This is a genomic window from Salinimonas sediminis (assembly GCF_003429285.1).
GTDB lineage: Bacteria > Pseudomonadota > Gammaproteobacteria > Enterobacterales > Alteromonadaceae > Alteromonas > Alteromonas indica.
Genome location: NZ_CP031769.1, coordinates 2277246 through 2291880, shown reverse-complemented (window position 1 = coordinate 2291880; position 14635 = coordinate 2277246). Strand labels below are relative to the sequence as shown.

At 46.0% G+C, this 14635-nt stretch carries 17 protein-coding genes; all 17 read left to right on the top strand.

All coding sequences use genetic code 11. The features are described from left to right. Positions 1–24: 24 nt before the first annotated feature. The 17 genes from D0Y50_RS10270 to D0Y50_RS10190 all read left to right on the top strand — a co-directional run bounded on the left by D0Y50_RS10270 (position 25) and on the right by D0Y50_RS10190 (position 14590). Entirely contained in the window at positions 25–870 is an 846-nt protein-coding gene (locus tag D0Y50_RS10270; RefSeq protein ID WP_117316838.1) for a hypothetical protein, read from the top strand. Then, entirely contained in the window at positions 867–2804 is a 1938-nt protein-coding gene (locus D0Y50_RS10265; protein ID WP_105935248.1) for a 2Fe-2S iron-sulfur cluster-binding protein, read from the top strand. Before D0Y50_RS10270 ends, D0Y50_RS10265 begins: the two co-directional genes overlap by 4 nt. After that, positions 2804–3562: a hypothetical protein gene (locus D0Y50_RS10260; protein ID WP_013755285.1), complete on the top strand. Its 759-nt coding sequence runs from the start codon at positions 2804–2806 to the stop codon at positions 3560–3562. Before D0Y50_RS10265 ends, D0Y50_RS10260 begins: the two co-directional genes overlap by 1 nt. Continuing rightward, positions 3559–4353 (top strand): multiheme c-type cytochrome, encoded by a 795-nt coding sequence (locus D0Y50_RS10255; RefSeq protein WP_013755284.1) that lies wholly within the window; start codon positions 3559–3561, stop codon positions 4351–4353. Before D0Y50_RS10260 ends, D0Y50_RS10255 begins: the two co-directional genes overlap by 4 nt. 12 nt (positions 4354–4365) lie before the next feature. Continuing rightward, complete coding sequence (locus D0Y50_RS10250) at positions 4366–5589, top strand: hypothetical protein (protein ID WP_117316836.1); 1224 nt, start codon at positions 4366–4368, stop codon at positions 5587–5589. Positions 5590–5605: 16 nt separating this feature from the next. Next, complete coding sequence (locus tag D0Y50_RS20030; protein WP_223858474.1) at positions 5606–5899, top strand: Kae1-like domain-containing protein; 294 nt, start codon at positions 5606–5608, stop codon at positions 5897–5899. 74 nt (positions 5900–5973) lie between these two features. Next, positions 5974–6939: a hydrogenase expression/formation protein HypE gene (gene hypE / locus D0Y50_RS10240; RefSeq protein ID WP_232366233.1), complete on the top strand. Its 966-nt coding sequence runs from the start codon at positions 5974–5976 to the stop codon at positions 6937–6939. A gap of 119 nt (positions 6940–7058) precedes the next feature. Continuing rightward, positions 7059–7469 (top strand): MerR family transcriptional regulator, encoded by a 411-nt coding sequence (locus D0Y50_RS10235; protein WP_117316834.1) that lies wholly within the window; start codon positions 7059–7061, stop codon positions 7467–7469. 24 nt (positions 7470–7493) lie between these two features. Then, positions 7494–9842, top strand: coding sequence for a heavy metal translocating P-type ATPase (locus tag D0Y50_RS10230; protein WP_176582454.1), 2349 nt, complete (start codon positions 7494–7496; stop codon positions 9840–9842). Between the two features lie 12 nt (positions 9843–9854). Next, entirely contained in the window at positions 9855–10208 is a 354-nt protein-coding gene (locus D0Y50_RS10225) for a cupredoxin domain-containing protein (RefSeq protein ID WP_044447459.1), read from the top strand. Between the two features lie 46 nt (positions 10209–10254). Beyond that, positions 10255–10578 carry a DUF2933 domain-containing protein gene (locus D0Y50_RS10220; protein ID WP_013755268.1) on the top strand — a complete coding sequence of 108 codons (324 nt, stop codon included), beginning with the start codon at positions 10255–10257 and terminating at the stop codon, positions 10576–10578. A 141-nt stretch (positions 10579–10719) separates the two neighbouring features. Further along, a complete protein-coding gene (locus D0Y50_RS10215; protein ID WP_117315792.1) occupies positions 10720–11760 on the top strand; it encodes an IS481 family transposase in 1041 nt (346 codons plus the stop codon). 35 nt (positions 11761–11795) lie between these two features. After that, positions 11796–12428, top strand: a complete 633-nt coding sequence (locus tag D0Y50_RS10210) for a methyltransferase family protein (RefSeq protein WP_117316832.1) — start codon at positions 11796–11798, stop codon at positions 12426–12428. 10 nt (positions 12429–12438) lie between these two features. Next, positions 12439–12891 carry a hypothetical protein gene (locus D0Y50_RS10205; RefSeq protein WP_117316830.1) on the top strand — a complete coding sequence of 151 codons (453 nt, stop codon included), beginning with the start codon at positions 12439–12441 and terminating at the stop codon, positions 12889–12891. Positions 12892–12940: 49 nt separating this feature from the next. Then, a complete protein-coding gene (locus tag D0Y50_RS10200; RefSeq protein WP_117316828.1) occupies positions 12941–13312 on the top strand; it encodes a cation transporter in 372 nt (123 codons plus the stop codon). A gap of 175 nt (positions 13313–13487) precedes the next feature. After that, complete coding sequence (locus D0Y50_RS10195) at positions 13488–13757, top strand: transposase (RefSeq protein WP_117316825.1); 270 nt, start codon at positions 13488–13490, stop codon at positions 13755–13757. A 32-nt stretch (positions 13758–13789) separates the two neighbouring features. Further along, positions 13790–14590, top strand: a complete 801-nt coding sequence (locus tag D0Y50_RS10190; RefSeq protein WP_117316823.1) for an IS3 family transposase — start codon at positions 13790–13792, stop codon at positions 14588–14590. Positions 14591–14635 lie beyond the last annotated feature (45 nt).

The following is a 14635-nucleotide window of genomic DNA, read 5'->3' as shown; positions in this document are numbered from 1 at the left end:
ATTTTTGAATAGGAGCATGCCGTTGTGAAGATTAGAGAGTGTCACCAAACCTACCGTTTAGCGGCTATTGTGAGTCTGGTATTATCTAGTGTCTTATTCACAACCGCGTGTTCAGCGATAACACAACAAACTAGTTCGAAAGAAAAATCTCAAGAAACACAATCTTCAGACACTGCGCCCGAGTTAGCACCGGCTGACTTTGCAAAGATCCAATCAGCTTTGCGCTCATTAGACAACTCACTGGCAGCGCGATCAAAAAGCAATATCGGCGTTAAACAAAGCGATGCCAGCCCTCAACTCAACGAATCATCTACGCCCCCCAAAGCGACGAGCAAGATGAAGATGGGCATGGGAAAAGGGAAAAAGAAGATGACAATGAACGGAAAGTCTTGCATGGGGATGATGTGTAAGATGATGATGAAAAATAGTTCGATGATGGGTATGCCTCCTGAACAAAATACACCGGAGATATCCAAACCTTCATCAACGATAAGCTTGCCAGGTGCGAGTAGTGCACCTCATATTTACCACCTTGGTGAACAAGCCTTTTTCTTAAACCACACAACAACATTAGAACTAACAGATACGCAGTATCAAACGTTGTTATCGATTCAATCTGAGTGGGAGTCTTCCCAAAAAAGCCTTGCGCAGCAGCGTAGTGCATTAGAGGCATTATTGTGGGAATTGACAGCCCAAGGATTGCCTCAATACGACAATATTAAAGACACCATTAGTGAAATAGAGGCCATAAACAGCACCCTACGCCTACAGTTTATTGCTTCGGTGGGGAAAGCCGTCTCAGTATTAACACCCCCGCAGATTGCGAAAATAAATGCGCTATGGGCGGCTGAACAAAAGGATGCGTCATGACTAGGGGGAGTAAACGCGCATCAATCATTCACCGCTATTGTGTCATTCTAAACGTCGTTCTTTTTTTCGTGATTATAAATGCGCACGCACAGCAACAGACTGAGGATAGTGAGCATGCCAGTCATCATCCTGAGGCAGCGAATGGGCCGATTGTTGCGGCAAGCACAGATTCTCCGCCTTTAGCCAACCAAGTTAAAGGTCAGCCGGGCAATGCCAACGCAATGATGGGGCCAGGTATGGCAAAAGGCATGGATAAAATGATGGAGAAAATGGGAGCGCCTAAACCTAAAGATCTCTATCCAACTTTAATGCGGATGCAATCAACCACGCCGGAACAAAGAGATAGTATCTTAGGCAAAGCGTCGGCGCGTATGCAACAAGGAAGTGAACAACTGACTACCGGGTTTGAATCGCTCGCCCGTGCCGCAGCCGTTGATGACTATACCCAAATGCAAGTAGCTGTTGAGACCGTTAAAGAAGGGATCGCGCATTTTGATAGTGGTCTTGCGGCAAAACGGGCAATACAAGATGGGCAAGATCCCAGAAGAGTGGCATTAACCTGGTTTAAATCGCAAATGAATTTGCTACCCAGTTCACCAGTGAATGATTCCTCAACACTATTTGGCATGACGCCGTTTCATACTGCAGTGATGCTTGTTCTGCTGATCTTCACTGTCGTCATGGTGTATGTTTATGGATTTAAAATGCGCAGAGCTGCCGCATTGCTAGAAGAGCTTAGGTCCACTGAGACCGCAAGCGCTTCTGCGCCCACTAAGCAAACATCACCTAACGAGATACCTACTAACGCACCTGTAGGGACTGACGCTGTTTTAATACCCGCTACAGCGCATGTATTACCTTCTACGACTATGTCACCGCGTAAAGGTGTCTATAGTGGCAGTATGCAAGTCACCGGTATTTTTCATGAGACCCATGATGTTAAAACGTTTCGACTTGCCAGCGCCGATGGTCAAGTCATCCCATTTAGTTTTGAACCTGGACAATTTGTGACTTTTACGCTCACGATTGATGGTGTTGAAAAACCGGTGAAGCGGTCTTACACCATCGCATCATCACCCACTGAGCAGTATTACTTTGAAGTCACCATCAAACGCGAGGAATTCGGTGTTGTTTCTCGTCATATGCATGACGTCGTAAATGTGGGAGATACGCTTTCAATTAAAGCGCCTGGCGGCAAGTTTTACTTCAATGGTCAAGATGCAAGTAGCGTTGTATTGATTTCAGGGGGGGTTGGGATCACGCCCATGATGAGCGCGGTACGTTATTTAACCACGACGTGCTGGGACGGTGACATTTATTTTCTGTTTTGTACGCGAACGTCTAACGATTTTATTTTTGAACAGGAATTAAAATATCTACAAGCACGTCACCCAAGGTTGAAAGTACTCGTCAGTATGACACAGGCGGATGGCACATCTTGGATGGGACCTCAGGGGCGTTTTTCATCGGCATTGATAAATGAATTCGTGCCGGACATAGCATTAAAAACAGCACACATTTGTGGGCCGCCGGCAATGATGGATGCAACCAAGGATATTTTATCTGAATTGGGTATGCCTGAAGCGAATATTAAAACAGAAGCTTTCGGTGGTGCGAGTCCGAAGAAAACGGCCACTAAAACGGAGGTCGCCCCAAACACGCCTGTAAACAATACGCGCCAAGTGCGATTTAGTTTATCAAATGCACAGGCACAAGCCGGCACAGATGAAACCGTATTGGACGTTGCTGATGGACTTGATGTTGATATTGAGAATTCGTGCCGGGCAGGCTCTTGCGGCAGTTGCAAAGTGAAATTACTGCGCGGCGATGTTGATATGGAGGTTGATGATGGGTTGGAGCCAGAAGATAGGGTCAGTGGTTATATTTTAGCCTGTCAAGCCATCCCTAAAACTGATGTGGAGGTGGAAGCATAGTGAATAGTCAAGAACGAACCATTGTAGGCAGCTTGGTGGTCTTAATGATCTTACTTTGGCTAGGGTTTGTGTGGCACCGTGACCCAGCATTCCCTGGCAGCTTTGCTGGATTTGTCGTTGGTTTGACTGCGCTGGTATTGATGTTTATTCCGTTGCTTTACATGATCATTAAACGCAACAAAGCACTTAAGAAAGTCGTGACCAAGCAAATAGCCATGCCTACGCTACTGCGCATTCATATTTATGCTGGAGTATTGGGACCTATTCTTGCACTCATCCATAGCGCCCATCGTTTTGATAGTGCTACTGGAGTCTCCATCATCATCTTTATGATGGTCGTTGTGATCAGTGGATTTGTTGGTCGGTATGTACTAGGACTTATTTCCTCAAATGTGAAAGAGAAAAAGCGTCAAGTGACCGAACTCCAAGGTGCACTTTCAAGCGCCAAACAATCTCTAAAAGACGCGGTCTGCGACGTAAGATATTCGACTTTCGCCCAAACATCAGCGAGACACATTCCATACATTGCTTTAAGTGTACCTACTTCAGCGCAAAGTAAGCTGTTTCGACAAGAGAGTAAGGTTCTATCTATTATCGATGCCATTTCTGATGTTGAATACAGCATTCTGATTCACGACACTGCGAAAACTTGGTTTGCTCGTTGGTTGAAATTTCATATCGTGATTTCGATAACGCTCTATGGCGTATTGTTCTTTCACATTTTCAGTGAAGTTTACTTTGGACTACGCTGGTTATGATCAAGTGGATAATAGTCATTCTGGGCTTAGTCGCAGCGGGCTTTGGTGTTAGCCATTTTTTTCACACACCAGAGGATCTTTCAAAAATTCCATGGGAACAAATGGTAGAGCCTGGTTCACTGAGCAAAGCGCATGCGTTTTTGGCGGATGACTGCTTGAGTTGTCACACGCCAGTAGAAGGCGTTGAGCGCGACAAGTGTGTGGCCTGTCATGCAAATGATACGCATATCGTCGCGCGTCAACCTACTGCGTTTCACGCCGACATAACAGAATGTGCTAGTTGTCATACTGAGCATCAAGGTGAAGATGCTAAGATTTCACTGATGAACCATATTGCATTGGTCGATATTGGGTTCAATATGCTCCCCAACCCAAACGTGCCGTTTGACGAAGGCGCAGCCACGATGGCTTTTTTAGAAAATGTTCTAGCGAATAAGCAAACGGCTGATCCCCTATTTGTGCATCCCGACGTCAGTGATAAAGAAGCATTATTGAATTGTTCACAGTGCCACAGCAACGATGATCGCCACTTTACGTTGTTCGGAGAGGATTGCGTGCAATGCCACAGTACAGACAAGTGGTCACTGCCGACGTTTATTCACCCCTCGAGTCAATCTCGTGATTGCAATCAATGTCATGAAGCGCCGCCCAGTCACTACATGCAACATTTTAAAATGATTTCCGCCAAAGTCGCTGGCGAGCCAAAAGCCAAAGTGGAGGCGTGTTATGCCTGTCATCAATCGACTTCCTGGAACGATATTAAGCGTGCCGGCTGGTACAAGCATCATTAAGGGGGAGAAACTGTGATCACAAATTCCATTGCGCTGGCAACCTCACTGTTGGTAGCAATAGTATTGTTTCTGCCTCGCCTACGACAATCTGTCCAATGGCGAGCGACAGTAACACCGCTGGCTTCAATTATTGGCAGTGGCTTTTTGATCATTGCACCACTGCTGCATTCGGTAATGGGTAAATGGGCGCTACTGGGCATTATTTTATTGTCGACTCTGGCATATTTGTTGGGTTCAGTCATTCGCTTCAATATACGTCATGCAGAGCCTGAGCTTGCTCGCAATTCACACGGCAGTATCGCAACGCTTGAGAAAGCCAGTCAATGGGCCCTCGGTGCTGCATACGCAATTTCTGTGGCGTTTTACATTAGCTTGTTTGCCGCGTTTGTCTTTGACCGCTTTGCTATTGACGATACAACGCTCATCAAATTGTTTACCAGTGGGCTGCTTGTCATCATTATGTTGGTCGCTTGGCTTCGTGGTGCAAGAGGATTGGAAACCATCGAGTTATTCGCAGTCACAATTAAGTTGGCGATTATTATTGGTGTACTAACAGCACTAGCAACTTACGATATACAAGTAAAAAGTGCGTGGTTTAAACATGAGGCGATACAATCCCTCAGCCATTTTGAAACCCTTAGCATGCTTGCCGGTATGCTCATGGTGACACAAGGGTTCGAAACCACGCGTTTTATGGGCAATAGCTATAATGCAGAGCAGCGTATTAAAGCGGGACGATATGCCCAGTGGATTGCCATTTTCCTTTACGTTGTTTTTATTGGTTTAACCTGTCCCATTTTTCTCGATTTTCCGATAACCGAACTGAATGAAACAACCATTAGTTATACCCTGGGTCAAGCCATTTGGGTATTGCCGATATTATTACTTGTGGCCGCGACGGCAAGCCAGTTAAGTGCCGCATTAGCCGATACCATAGGTGGCGGTGGTTTGCTAAAAGAGCTCTTCCATTTATCTATATCTCCTCAGTTTTATTATGTTCTTGTCATCGCGATTGCCGGCATATTAGTTTGGTCATCCAACGTATTTGAAATCATTAATCTCGCGTCAAAGGGATTTGCACTTTATTACCTTATACAAACACTCATCGCATTCAAGCTAGTACTACTGCGCCCCAAAGAACAACGCTTCAAATCGCTTCAATTGCTTGGTATTTCCGCGATTGTTGTTTCCTTATCCTTTGTGATTGGCTGGTCGATACCAGCACCGCACAGTTAATAGAGGACAGAGGCTAATGCAATCCGCAAAAACATGTTCGCCAGCAGTTCGCGTCGCAAATTTTCACGCATCACTCATTGAAACTGCGTGGGAGTTAACCCAGCGTTGTCGCAAAAAGTATGATTTCAAACATATTGGTTTGGCCGGAGGCGTCTTCCAAAACCGCATTTTATGCGATGGCCTAGCTGAACGTTTTGCACAATCAGACATTCCTGTTGTTATCCCAAGCAGTTTACCTTTAAACGATGCAGCAATAAGTGTCGGGCAAATTCACGAATATTGCTCAAGGAGATCATCACGAAAGGCATAGAGCGTAATAATCGAGCATCATCAGAACCGTTGGACACCGATACTATTCGGTTAGCGCAAGGCAATGGTGGAATATTGACCAAAAAACTTATTAATGATGTGTTTAAAAATACTGCCAATAAAGAACTAGATCTGTTACACGACGCGGCTTCGGTAACCTTCGCCGGTCCCTTTCTGAGTATGACAACCGATAGCTTCGTTGTCTCACCTTACACATTTCCAGGTGGCAATGTGGGGGCATTAAGTATTTACGGTACCGTGAATGATCTGGCTGTCGTTGGCGCGACCCCTCGGTATATCAGTACTGCATTCATTATTGAAGAAGGCTTTTCGATGACGGCTCTCAAGGAGGTTGTCCATAAAATGCATCAAGCTGCTGTAGAAACCAATGTGTCCATAATAACGGGAGATACTAAAGTCGTTCCAAAGGGATTCGGTGGTGGCGTTTATATCAATACAACGGGTGTGGGTGACAGCCAAGAAACACCAATTTGGGATACGAGTCTTATAAGGCCGGGCGATCATGTACTTGTCAGTGGCTCTGTTGGCGATCACGGTGCTTGCGTATTACTGGCGCGTGAGGACTATGGGTTGCATGGCCAATTAAAGTCCGACTGTGCCAGCGTTTTCCCGTTAGTCAATGCAATCAGAGACTTAGAAGGCGTTCGTTTTGTCCGAGACCCAACGCGTGGAGGACTATCAGTGTTACTCCATGACGTGGCAACTGAAACGGGTTTCAATATCGAGCTAATTGAAAATAACATTCCGGTGCGTCCAGAGGTCGCAAGCGTGTGTGACATTCTAGGCTTTGATCCTTTCGTTTTGGCTTGTGAGGGACGCGTTATTGCAATTGTCAGTCCCGATATTAGCAGCGAAGTACTCACTCATTGGCGGGGTATAAAAAACGGTGAAAATGCCCAACATATTGGTGTTATATCAAAAAATACAGACTTAAAGGGCCGCGTGTCGATTATTACGCCAATGGGAGGGCGACGCTTCATGAGTGAACTTGAAGATGAGCCACTTCCACGGATCTGTTGAAGGTTTAGGTGTTGACCTGTGAGCGGCTCACAGGTTTATCGTATGAAGGTGAGAGTAAAACATAGGATTAAAGGCGTGTTGTAGCAGCACAACTATGTTGATAAAGAAGGGGGTTTAAAATGCGGGTAAAACAAATAGCAGATGCACTAGATATTAGCGTTGATACCGTACGCTATTATACGCGCATTGGACTTTTGGTCCCAAATAGATCCCACAATGGATACAAGTATTATCGGCCGGCGGATGTGACGCGACTACGATTCATTTTAAGTGCTCGGTCACTAGGTTTTTCGGTCAATGATATTAAAGAGATCCTAGTTACATCTCCACAAACCAATGCGCCGTGTCCAACGGTAAGGCGTCTTATTGAAAAGAGGTTGAAAGAGACTGAACAGCGGTATCAGGACATGCATGAACTTAGAGAGCGCATGCGCTTAGCCACTTCAGAGTGGCAAAACAAACCCGATCAACCTCCAACGGCCGATACGATATGCCATTTAATTGAAGGTTTCACAGCGCTTAAGTCATAACAAGGTTTAAATAGGGAGTGGTTTATGAATTCTAAAACAGACAGTGCGAAAGCACATGGGTGTTGTAGTGGCGGCGATAAAACATCAACCGCGAACGAAGCGGTTGACACTAAAACGCAGACCAGACAGGTGTCTTCCGATGCAGGCGAGATACAACTTAATATTCAAGGGGCGAGTTGTGCCAGTTGCGTCACTAAAATTGAAACAGCCTTAAAACAAGTCGCAGGCGTCACCAGCGCAGAAATGAACTTTGCACAGCGTACAGTGCTTATCAATAGTAATGCCTCGCCAAGCGAACTGGTTCGTGCGGTAGAAGAAGCTGGGTATAACGCAACGCTGGCAAATGCCGATTCTGATGAGGCTGCCATTGAAGAAAAAGAGCAAGCGGATTGGGCATATTATAAAAAGCTAATGCGACATATGGTCATTGCATTGTCGCTTGGAGTACCGCTCATGATCTATGGTTTGGTAACCGGGGAAATGAGCGTCAACACGACCACGGAGCGAATTGTATGGTTGATTATTGGGCTCATGACATTAGGTGTCATGGTGTTCTCTGGTCGTCATTTTTATGTGGGTGCATGGAATTCGTTTAAAAATCATTCGGCCAATATGGATACTTTGATAGCCTTGGGTACAGGAACCGCCTGGTTGTACTCGATGACAGTTGTGTTCTTTCCGGGGTATGTCCCTGAAATGGCACGACATGTTTATTTTGAGGCAACCGCCATGATCATCGGCCTAATTAATTTGGGCCTGGCCCTTGAGATCAAAGCACGCGGTAAAACCTCAGAGGCCATTAAAAGGCTGATAGGCTTGCAAGCCAAGACTGCACGTGTCATTCGAGATGGCGATGATATTGATATTCCTATTGAAGATGTTTTGCTCAATGATCTTATCCGAGTTCGACCCGGAGAACGCATTTCTGTAGATGGTGTAGTCGTCGAGGGCCAAACCAGTATTGATGAATCAATGCTAACGGGTGAGCCTATGCCAATTGAGAAGCGAAAAGACGATGAGGTTGTGGCCGGTACCATCAACAAATCAGGCTCTATCGTCTTTCGGGCAGAACGCGTGGGAAAAGACACCGCGCTAGCTCAGATCATCAACATGGTAAAACGTGCACAAAATTCAAAACCACCTATTGGTCGATTGGCAGATGTTATTTCTGCCTATTTCGTGCCGGTTGTTATGATCATTGCCGTAATGAGCGCACTAGCGTGGCTCAATTTTGGTCCGGCTCCCGAGGTTGCCTTCGCAATCGTGTCAGCAACCACGGTACTGATTATTGCATGTCCTTGCGCATTAGGTTTAGCCACGCCGATGTCGGTCATGGTGGGGGTTGGCAAGGCGGCTGAAGCAGGCGTACTTATCCGCAACGGTGAAGCGCTGCAATCTGCTTCGAAAATTACCACAATGGTATTAGATAAGACCGGCACCATAACAGAGGGGGCGCCTAAAGTTACCGACGTTGTTATTGCGTCAGCTCACAATCAAGATGACGTGCTTTCGTTAGCTGCAAGCCTGGAGTCGGGTTCCGAACACCCACTCGCAATGGCGATCGTTGAATCAGCGAAAGAGCAAGGTGTGCCAATCCACTCGGTGACTGATTTTGAGTCCATTGCAGGGAAGGGCGTAGCGGCAACACTGAATTCTCAGCGTTTGCTATTTGGCAATGAAAAATTGATGAAAGAAAAATCAATAGAACTTCATCATTACGTTGATAAAGCGCAGAGGCTGGCCGCAGAGGCTAAAACCCCAATGTATTTCGCGATTGATTCAAAATTAGTTGCCGTCATTGCTGTTGCCGATCCCATAAAATCAGACTCAATAGATGCGATTAACCGCCTACAGCACAACGGAATACGTGTGGTGATGTTGACGGGGGACAATCGTATGACTGCAAAAGCCGTTGCTCGAAAAGCGGGGATTGTTGATTACGTTGCTGAAGTGATGCCAGAAGATAAAGCAAACAAAGTGCTCGAACTTCAACGTGAGGGTGAAATCGTCGGAATGACCGGCGATGGGATCAATGATGCGCCCGCCTTAGCCCATGCCAACGTCGGATTTGCTATCGGAACAGGCACTGATGTCGCAATAGAAAGTGCAGATATCACGTTGATGCGAGGCTCCTTACATGGGTTAGCGGATGCGATTGCAGTGAGTAAGGCAACGCTGAGAAACATAAAGCAGAATCTCTTCGGAGCATTTATCTATAACGTCGCGGGGATCCCATTTGCTGCAGGTGTTTTTTATCCATTTTTAGGCTTACTACTAAGCCCAGTAATTGCCGGTGCAGCGATGGCATTCTCGTCGTTAACGGTAGTGACCAACGCGAATCGATTACGTTTATTCAAAGCTAAAGAGCACTAGGAGAACCTAAAGATGATGTGGATTAATTTGATAGGGTTAGTCGTGATTGGGCTTATTGTATGGTGGTTTTGGCTTTACCAAACAAAGTCAACTGAAGTACGAGACGGCAGCATCGAAGTCCGCGTGAAAGATGGCGTATATCAACCTGCCAATATCACAGTGCCCGCGAATGAGTCTGTACAACTGATGTTCTACAGAGAAGATGCGACCCCCTGTGCGGAAACACTACTAATACCCGAGTTGGAGATCAGTGAAACATTAGTGCTTAACAAGCGTGTGATGGTCACTATTCCCCCCAAAAAGGCAGGTCGCTATCCGTTTCATTGTCAGATGCAAATGTACCGTGGCACTTTGGTGATCAAGTGATTTACCGTTTTCTGAAAACTTAAACGACACAAAAGCGAGGTGTATTGTGAATAAACAAAAATTACCTTTTTGGCGCACCCCCAGTGGTTGGTCCGCCATCGGACTTATAGCGGCGGCAAGCTATTTCTTGTTTGTCGAGCATGGTGAACATGTTTTCCCTTATTTACCATACTTGATCCTGCTGCTATGCCCAGTGATGCATATCTTTATGCACGGAAGTCATGGTAAAGGGCATGAGACACATACTAACGACGAGCAAACATTTAAAGAGCAAACCGAAGACAATGATCAATACAGACAAGGTTATATCGAAGGGTTAGAGCAGGCACGCAAGGAAAGACGTAAAACGGAGAGCGACAATGCACGGTGAATCAGATTATGGGCTTTGGACGTTAGTCATCATTAACTGAATTAGTCTCGACTTAATCTGACACTTCTTCTTGAAAAGATGAGAGTTACCCGTTTTGATAAAGGTGTCGAATCTTTAATCAAAACAAAATAGGTAACTCTCATGTTGCATACTAGCAATCCAATCATCAAACACAAAGCAGGACTGTTAAATCTGGCTGAAGAGCTGGGCAATGTATCGAAGGCCTGCAAAGTGATGGGCGTGTCTCGTGACACGTTTTATCGGTATCAGGAGTTGGTTGAAGAAGGCGGTGTTGATTCGCTGATTAACCGTTCAAGACGCACACCTAATCTCAAGAACAGGGTCGATGAGCAGACCGAACAAGCTGTCATAGCTCACGCCATTGAGTTTCCCGCTCACGGTCAAGCCAGAACAAGTAATGAGCTGCGTAAAGCAGGCGTGTTCGTTTCAGGCAGCGGTGTTCGCTCGATATGGCTCAGACATAATCTGGAAAACTTCAAAAAGCGACTTGCCGCACTGGAAGCCAAAGTTGAAAGCGAAGGCATCATTTTGACCGATGAGCAGGTTGCCGCGCTTGAGAAGAAAAAGCAGGATGATGAGGCCTGCGGTGAGATTGAAACACACCATCCCGGCTATCTAGGCTCGCAAGATACCTTCTACGTCGGCAACCTCAAAGGTGTCGGCCGCATTTACCAGCAAACCTTCGTTGATACCTACAGTAAAATTGCGTTCGCCAAGCTCTACACGACCAAAACGCCAATCACCTCGGCCGACATCCTCAACGACAGAGTGTTGCCGTTCTTTGAGGCTCAGGAGCTGCCCATGCTGCGGATTCTGACAGACAGGGGCACAGAATATTGTGGCAAAGTGGAACAGCATGATTATCAGCTCTACTTAGCCATCAACGATATCGACCACACAAAAACCAAGGCGCGACATCCGCAAACCAATGGGATCTGTGAGCGATTCCACAAAACCATCCTGAATGAATTCTATCAGGTCACCTTCCGCAAAAAGCTCTATGACTCGCTGGAAGCATTACAGAAAGATCTGGACGAGTGGCTGGAATACTACAACAATGGAAGGACTCATCAGGGCAAAATGTGCTGCGGCAGAACGCCAATGGAAACATTAACCGATGGGAAGCAGATTTGGGCTGAGAAGAACTTAGCTCAAAGCTAATCTGACACTGGCACCGTGAAACGGGTAACTGTCAGATCAGGTCTGAGCTAGTACACATTAACTCCGCAATATTTATCTTTTTTGCGTTTAGTTTCGTCAAGCCGAAGTCAAAAACAGACTGGCGAAGCTTAGGCGTATTTTCCGCTTTTATCGTGGCGTTATTTACTGAAATGTATGGTTTCCCGCTTACCATCTATTTTTTGTCCGGTTGGTTAGCCGAAAGTTACCCAGGCGTAGATTTTTTAAGTCACGAAAATGGTCACTTGTGGCATACACTGTTGGGGTTATCTGGCGATGCGCATTGGGATGTACTGCACATCTTGAGTAATGTTCTCATCGTTTTAGGATTCTTTGTTTTATCTGCTTCGTGGAATGTCCTGCATCACGCGCAAAAAACGAGCAGCTTAGCGACCAGCGGTTGGTACGCACGTTGTCGGCATCCCCAATATGTTGCCTTCATTGTGATCATGTTTGGCTTTTTACTGCAATGGCCAACACTACCCACTTTGCTCATGTTTCCCATTCTCATTGTTGTCTATGTTCGACTGGCCAAACGCGAAGAGCAGCACGCCGAAACTGAGTTTGGTGATACCTATAGGCAATATAAGCAAGCCACGCCAGGTTGGTTCCCACGATTTCTCAATTCCAACGTTTCAAGCCCCGTGTAAGGATTTCAAAATGAAGAAAGCATTAGTTTCAATATTGTTTGTCGCAGGCGTTTTATCCGCTACCTTTACGAGTGCTCAGACATCCATGAGTGCCGATGAGATGTTACACAGTAACGAGCGCGTCATGGATGCATTAATGCAACGCATCCAACGGATCAATGACGTTTCTGAGAGGCAAACGTTGATTGTTGAGCATATGAAGATGATGGATACCTACTTAACGAGTATTGAGAAGAGGATCCAAAGTGAATCTAATACTGAACAAAAGATACGATTAAAAGAGACATATAGAAAAGGCCTGCAAAGAAGTCTTGTTCTTATCGAAAGCGGCATATCAGCAAGCGACATTGTTGTGATGGGGAACTCGATAGATGAACATTTGTTGTTAATAGAACAAAGAATGACAGTTTTACGATCGTTAATGCAGCAAGTGGTTAATGCCAATAGCGTTTTAAGTAATTAGAAACGTGACTGACATAACTGTGTAGGAAATTAATTTATAGGAGAAAAGTATGAGCGATTTAGATCACAGAGTGGGCGTTTCTGAGGCTAATTTAGTGGTACGGCATTTGAAGTTAACCGGCATTACCGACGGTAATTTATTAGCAATTGTTGCTGAAATTGATGGGACCTTTGGTATTGATGCCGTTTCATTTGAAGAAGCCAAAAACACTTTGCATATCGGCTATGACGCGACCCACTGCAATTTAGATGGCATTGAGACAATCATTCGTGCACACGGTGCAGACATTTCTGATGATTTTTGGACAAAGATGAAAGAAGGCTACTACCAATTCGTTGACGAAAATATTAGGGAAAATGCGAAACATAAACCGTGGAGCTGCCATCCCGTTCCACCGGGGAAAAGTCATAAAAAGAAATAGTTTAACTGACCTTTCCCCCAGGGCGAGATCGTGAACAGTTATTAAGCAGTTAAATAATGGATCGATTTGACGATCAGTCCTAGTCGTGATCATATAGACCCTGTGACGTTTCCCCACTAATTTAATCCACCGATGATGTGAGTTTTCTCTAAACTGAAAGAAAGAGGAAACGACAATGCAAAAGTCAAAATACAACGAGACACAGATCGTCAAGATCCTGAAAACCAAAGAGTCGGGTATGAAAGTCGCTGATATCTGTCGTCAGTATGGGATCAGTGAGCAGACGTTTTATCGCTGGCAGTCCAAATACAGTGGTATGGAATCAGGTGATATCAAGCGACTCAAGCTGATGGAAGAGGAAAACCGTAAGCTTAAGCAGTTGCTTGGTGAAAAAGAACTGGATATTCAGGCACTGAAGGCAGCCCTCGCGGGAAACTATCACTGAGTCGCGCGCATCGTCGCCAGGCAGTGGCTCATATGCTTACCTATACTCAGATTAGCGAACGCCGGGCATGCCATTTAGCCGGATTGAACCGTATGACGTGGCGCTATCAGACTAAGCCCAGTAGCTTCAATCAGGCCATCAGCGAGCGTCTGTGTGCGCTGGCGAAGCAGCGTCTGCACTTCGGCAGTCCACGCCTAACGGTCCTTATTCGGCGCGAATTTGGGGCAGTTAACCACAAGCGCGTCGAGCGCCTTTACGCAGAACTGGGACTTCAGATCCCACGCCGTAAAAGGCGAAGTCGGGTTGGCCCTCAGCGCGAAGTCCCCTTTGAACGGGCGACGAAACCGATGCAGCGCTGGTCCATGGACTTCGTACACGATGCGTTGTTCAACGGCAACCAGTTCCTCGTGTTTAATCTGGTTGATGAGTATACTCGCGAGGCCATTGCCGTAGAAGTCGATAACAGCTTAAGCAGTGAGCGTATTATTCGCCTGTTTGAACGGATCAGAGAAGCGCGCGGGTTACCCGAACAACTGATCTGCCATGGCAGTGAGTTTACCAGCCGGGCATTTTTAGCCTGGTCACAGCAACATAATCTGGACGTTAGATATATCCGGCCGGGAAAGCCTACGGAAAATGCGTTTATAGAAAGTTATAACGGTAAACTGAGGAATGAGTGTCTGAACCAGCACTGGTTCCGCAATTTGGCGGAGGCTCGCCAACGAATTGAGCAATGGCGTGAAGACTACAATCACTGTCGACCACACCGCTCATTAAACCAGTTAACACCTATGGAGTTTTGTAAATTCCATTGGTGTTGGTTGTCCCAGTGAAAAGCGAGTCGAGCTTATGTCTGTGCTGGTCGGGTAAGTTGCTCT

Coding starts and splice junctions, on each gene's coding strand:
- D0Y50_RS10215 (WP_117315792.1), top strand. CDS start 10,720: ATGTTGCATACTAGCAATCCAATCATCAAACACAAAGCAGGACTGTTA.
- D0Y50_RS10190 (WP_117316823.1), top strand. CDS start 13,790: ATGCTTACCTATACTCAGATTAGCGAACGCCGGGCATGCCATTTAGCC.
- D0Y50_RS10255 (WP_013755284.1), top strand. CDS start 3,559: ATGATCAAGTGGATAATAGTCATTCTGGGCTTAGTCGCAGCGGGCTTT.
- D0Y50_RS10225 (WP_044447459.1), top strand. CDS start 9,855: ATGATGTGGATTAATTTGATAGGGTTAGTCGTGATTGGGCTTATTGTA.
- D0Y50_RS10235 (WP_117316834.1), top strand. CDS start 7,059: ATGCGGGTAAAACAAATAGCAGATGCACTAGATATTAGCGTTGATACC.
- D0Y50_RS20030 (WP_223858474.1), top strand. CDS start 5,606: ATGCAATCCGCAAAAACATGTTCGCCAGCAGTTCGCGTCGCAAATTTT.
- D0Y50_RS10195 (WP_117316825.1), top strand. CDS start 13,488: ATGCAAAAGTCAAAATACAACGAGACACAGATCGTCAAGATCCTGAAA.
- D0Y50_RS10265 (WP_105935248.1), top strand. CDS start 867: ATGACTAGGGGGAGTAAACGCGCATCAATCATTCACCGCTATTGTGTC.
- D0Y50_RS10230 (WP_176582454.1), top strand. CDS start 7,494: ATGAATTCTAAAACAGACAGTGCGAAAGCACATGGGTGTTGTAGTGGC.
- D0Y50_RS10200 (WP_117316828.1), top strand. CDS start 12,941: ATGAGCGATTTAGATCACAGAGTGGGCGTTTCTGAGGCTAATTTAGTG.
- D0Y50_RS10205 (WP_117316830.1), top strand. CDS start 12,439: ATGAAGAAAGCATTAGTTTCAATATTGTTTGTCGCAGGCGTTTTATCC.